The organism is Hansschlegelia beijingensis (assembly GCF_045505405.1).
GTDB lineage: Bacteria > Pseudomonadota > Alphaproteobacteria > Rhizobiales > Methylopilaceae > Methylopila > Methylopila beijingensis_A.
In genome coordinates this window covers 1-4228 of sequence record NZ_JBJKEX010000271.1, presented here as the reverse complement: position 1 = coordinate 4228, position 4228 = coordinate 1, and the positions used below count along the sequence as shown (strand labels likewise).

The window sequence follows — 4228 nt, the reverse complement described above, 5'->3', positions numbered from 1 at the left end:
CCACCTCGATCGCGCCGCGGGCGAACAGGCCGGGCCGCAGATTGCGGTCCGTCGGCAGCGCGACCTTGACCCTGCCGAGGCGGGTCGCCGCGTCGACTGTTGGCGCGACCAGGCGCACCTTGCCCTCTATCGGTTCGGCGAAGCCCGCGACCTCGATGCGCGCCGTCTGCCCCGCCTCCACGGAATGAAGCCGGGTTTCGGTGACTTCCGCCTCGAGCTCGACCTCGCCGTCGCGGACCAGCCGGAACAGCGGCTCGCCCGCAAGGCCGACCGTCTGGCCGACCCGCGCGGTGCGGTCCGACACCACGCCGGAGGCCGGCGCCCGCACCTCGGTGCGGGCGAGCCTGATCTCGATCTCGCGGCCCTGCGCCTCGGCGAGCGTCTTCTCCGACTCGGCGACCCGGAGATTCTCGTTCTGCGCGCGCAGCCGCGCCTCCGCGACGCGCATCGCGGTCCGGCGGGTCTGGAGCAGTTCCTGGGTGACGTTGCCGCTGAGCTTCAGCGTCTCGGCGCGCTTCAGCGCGGCCTCCGCATCTACCCGCGACGCTTCGGCCTCGGCGATCGCGGCGCGCACCTGGGCGATCGCGGCTTCCGCGCGGGCGAGCTGCGACGCGTTCTGCGCGAGCTGGGTCTCCAGCATGTCGCGGTCGAGCCGGGCGAGAACCTGCCCCTGCTCGACGTGGTCGCCGATGTCGACCAGATAGGAGACGAGCCGCAGCCCGTCGATCTGCGCCCCGACCATGATTTCGTCGCGCGCCACCAGGGTGCCGGTGACGACGATGTTCTGCGCGATCTCGCGCAGCGTGGCCTTGGCCACCGTGATCGAGGGCGGGGCCGGCCTGGCCTCGGCCTGCGCCGGGGCCTGATCCCGGTGCAGCAGCCCGGCGATCGGGTCGCGGTACGCATAGGCCGCGACGCCCCCGCAGGCCAAAGCGAGCGCGAGCAGCCACCGCCAGCGGCGCGTTCGGGCCGGCGCGCTCATCGGCCCGCCTCCGGAGCCGCCAGGAAGCTGCGGATCGAGCGCTCGAACATCGGCATGAGGCCTTCCAGCCGCGCGGCGGGCTCATACAGGATGCGCAGCAGCACGCCGTCGGAGAACGCCATCAGCAGTCGCGCCGCGTGGTTGGCGTCGAGCGCCGGGTCGATCTGGCGGAGCGTCTTGCCGCGCTCCAGCACGCGCATCAGAATCTCGTGCACCTCGACGTCGCAACGCTCGGCGATCGCCTTCACGGCCGGGTTCCGGATCGCCTCGGCGTAGAGTTCGGGGAAGATCGGCATGCCCTCGGACTTGAGGTTGCCCGCCACGAACTGGCGCGCCGCCTCGACGATCGCCTCGACCACGTCGTCCGCCTCGAGCAGCGGGGCGAGCATCGCCGGAATGGCGGCGCGGTCGCGCTCCACGATGGCCTCGATGATCGCCTCCTTGGACCGGAAGTACCGGTAGAGCCCGCCGGGGCTCATCCCGGCCTCGGCGCACACCGCCTGCATCCCGGTCGCGTGGAAACCGCCTCGCGCGAAGCAGGCGATCGCCGCGTCGAGAATCCGCCGGCGTTGTTCGGCCTGGCGGTCCGCCCGAGCGAGGGCTGAGGGAGTCTGCTGGTCCAAGGGTCATTCCTGAGAGCGAACGTTCGTTCGCAACTTAGCCGCGGGCGCGCGAATCTACAAGCGCGCGGCTTTCAGGCCGGTCGACGCTCATGATCCGGCGCATTTTCAGGGCTTCGGCCGCGGCGCTTGCGCGGGCGGGGGGCTTGTGGCAGTTTCCGCGCGCCTTCAGGCCCCGCATCGCAGCGGCGGCGTAACGAACGGCCCCCGGCGCTGCGGTAGCTCAGTGGTAGAGCACTCCCTTGGTAAGGGAGAGGTCGAGAGTTCAATCCTCTCTCGCAGCACCAGTTTTTCCCGGCCTTTGCCCGGAGGACGCTCGAGCGCCTAGCGCCTTCGCGCTCCACCCGGCGGCCGCGCCCGAGGTTCTCCCATCTAGCGCCGCGCCCTCAGTCGCCGAACAGGCGAACCACGTTGCCGCCGCCGTGAACGTTGATCGTCTGGCCGCTTACCCAGCCGCTGGCGGGCGAGCACAGCCAGAGCATGGCGTTGGCGACGTCCTGCGGGCGGCCGGTGCGGCCCACCAGATTGTCGGGATGCATCAACCGCTCCTGCATCGCCGGGTCGATTCCCGCGTCGCCATAGCCGGCGGTCATCACCGTGCCGATCAGCAGCGAATTGACCCGCACCTTCTTGTTGAGCATGTGGGCGATCGACACCATCATCTGGGTCAGCGCCGCCTTCGCGGTGGCGTAGGCCAGGATGTCGTAGGCGGGCGTGGCCGACGAGAATGAGCCCGAATTGGCGATGGCCCCGTTCTCGGCCTGCTCGAGATAGGGCAGGCAGGCCATGCTCATGCGGTAGGCGCTGATCGCGTTGAGCTTGTAGGACTGGACGAAATCCTCTTCGCTGATGGCCGTCGGATCAGGGTGGCGGCCGCCCCAGCCCACATTGTTGACGAGCGTCGAGACGCCGCCGAAGGCCTCCGCCGTCCCGGCGACGACGGCGCGGATCGCCGCCTCGTCCGTCACGTCGCAGGCCATGCCGCGGCAGTCCTGTCCGGTCTCCGCCGCGATCCCGGCGGCGGTCTCGGCCGCCTTGTCGCCATTGAGGTCGGCGATCATCACCCTGGCGCCCGCCCCCGCCAGGGTCCGGGCGATCCCGGCCCCGATATTCTGCGCGCCGCCGGTGATGATGACGTTGTGCCCGGTCATCCGGAACTCGGCGAAGGCGTCGTAGGCGGGCATGATGTGGCCTCCTCGAGGCTCTGCGGGGAAGGCCCGGTCAGTCGAGTTCCTGCGTTCCGCCGCCGGACACGGTCAGGATCTGGCCGCTGATCCAGGACGCCGCGGGCGAACACAGGAACAGCGCCGCATTGGCGATGTCCTCGACCTCGCCCAGCCGGCGGATTGGGGTGTGCTGCAGCATGGCCTTCTCCACCTCGGGGTTGAGCACGGTGGCGAGGGCGTGGGTCCTGATCGCGCCCGGCGCGATGGCGTTCACCCGCACCCCCATGGCGCCGAGGTCGAAGGCGATGTTGCGCGTCAGATGATTCAGCGCGGCCTTGGAGGAGGCGTAGGACGCCATCCGCACGTTCTTGTTCTCGCCCGCCATGGAGGAGATGCTCAGCACCGCCCCATCTCCGGCGGCCGCCAGATGCGGCGCGGCCAGCTGCGTCAGCCGGAACACCGAGAAGAGATTGAGTTCATAGGCCCGGCGGAAGTCCGTCATGGGCATGTCGAAAGGTTTGGGCCCGCCGCCTCCGGCGTTGTTGACCAGCAGCGAAAGCTTGCCGAACTCCCCCGTCGCGGCGTCGACGAGGGTCTGCAGCTTCTCCTCGTCGGTCACGTCGCAGGCCACGCCGACGGCCTTGCCGCCCGCCTGGGCGATCTCGCTCGCCACGGCCTCGGCGGCCTCGACCTTCAGGTCGCTGACCACGACCGCGGCGCCGGCGCGCGCGAACGTCGTCGCTATGCCCCGCCCTATGCCGGCGCCCGCGCCGGTCACCACGGCTACGTGCCCGTCCAGACGGAAAAGATCGGGATTGGACATGCTGACCTCCGCCCAACAGGACGAAGAGTCCTAGGCCGGACCGGCGCGCCGCATATTGACCTCGGTCAGGCCAGCGTCTCGGGAGCGTTGAGGGAGCCTGCCGGATGGCCGGTCGTACCGCCCGCGGCGAGGAGGCTTCGTCCCCTCGCCTTTTCATACCTGCCGACGCGCGGTGGTCGCGCGGCGCGAACGCCCCGCTGCGATGTCAGTTCGGATGCGGCCTCGCCAGATGTCGAAGCCGCATCGGTCGGGTAGGCCGAAGACGTCCGGATACGCGGGCGAAGATCAGGCGCCGCGCGAACGCATCATCTCGCGAACTCGCCAAGACCCGGGAGCGGGGGCCTGAGCTTCGCCTCAAGGTCGCGCAGCCGCAGTATTTCGCTCACCGCGTCCCTCGCCGTGTCCGCCACCATCTGGGCGTCGGCGCGGACTTCGCTGGGATCGGCGGCGCCGTCGAACTCGCGGACGATGCCCGACAGGCGCGTGATCAGGTCTGGCGCAATGGTCATCTGACCCCCCGGCTGGATGCTGCGCGGCGCATCCTAATCAACCGATCACGACGATCAACCGCGGCGGGCCGCGCCCGCCAGCCGCCCTTCCGGCGCGCGCTCGTACGGTCCGGCCCTCCGGCGTCGGC

5 protein-coding genes and 1 tRNA gene are annotated in these 4228 nt (G+C 70.4%); 1 reads left to right on the top strand and 5 read right to left on the bottom strand.

The features are described from left to right. Together ACIKT0_RS14060 and ACIKT0_RS14055 are read right to left on the bottom strand one after the other, a co-directional pair. Window positions 1-982 (bottom strand): efflux RND transporter periplasmic adaptor subunit (locus ACIKT0_RS14060; protein ID WP_407105944.1); only part of this gene is annotated, 982 nt, incomplete at its 3' end. Continuing rightward, window positions 979-1605 (bottom strand): TetR/AcrR family transcriptional regulator, encoded by a 627-nt coding sequence (locus ACIKT0_RS14055; protein ID WP_407105943.1) that lies wholly within the window; start codon window positions 1603-1605, stop codon window positions 979-981. The genes ACIKT0_RS14055 and ACIKT0_RS14060, both read right to left, overlap by 4 nt. A gap of 209 nt (window positions 1606-1814) precedes the next feature. On the opposite strand from ACIKT0_RS14055, the gene ACIKT0_RS14050 reads away from it, so the two are divergent. Further along, window positions 1815-1889 (top strand) — tRNA-Thr (locus ACIKT0_RS14050). A gap of 99 nt (window positions 1890-1988) precedes the next feature. Here ACIKT0_RS14050 and ACIKT0_RS14045 read toward each other — a convergent pair. The 3 genes from ACIKT0_RS14045 to ACIKT0_RS14035 form a co-directional block, all read right to left on the bottom strand. Beyond that, a complete protein-coding gene (locus ACIKT0_RS14045; RefSeq protein WP_407105942.1) occupies window positions 1989-2786 on the bottom strand; it encodes an SDR family oxidoreductase in 798 nt (265 codons plus the stop codon). Window positions 2787-2823: 37 nt separating this feature from the next. Beyond that, window positions 2824-3591: a 7-alpha-hydroxysteroid dehydrogenase gene (gene hdhA, locus ACIKT0_RS14040; protein WP_407105941.1), complete on the bottom strand. Its 768-nt coding sequence runs from the start codon at window positions 3589-3591 to the stop codon at window positions 2824-2826. A gap of 305 nt (window positions 3592-3896) precedes the next feature. Beyond that, entirely contained in the window at window positions 3897-4100 is a 204-nt protein-coding gene (locus tag ACIKT0_RS14035) for a hypothetical protein (RefSeq protein ID WP_407105940.1), read from the bottom strand. Between the last annotated feature and the right edge of the window lie 128 nt (window positions 4101-4228).

What these genes read in the sequence shown, in the direction of transcription:
- hdhA (WP_407105941.1), bottom strand. Translation starts at nt 3,591, where the DNA reads ATGTCCAATCCCGATCTTTTCCGTCTGGACGGGCACGTAGCCGTGGTG.
- ACIKT0_RS14035 (WP_407105940.1), bottom strand. Translation starts at nt 4,100, where the DNA reads ATGACCATTGCGCCAGACCTGATCACGCGCCTGTCGGGCATCGTCCGC.
- ACIKT0_RS14045 (WP_407105942.1), bottom strand. Translation starts at nt 2,786, where the DNA reads ATGCCCGCCTACGACGCCTTCGCCGAGTTCCGGATGACCGGGCACAAC.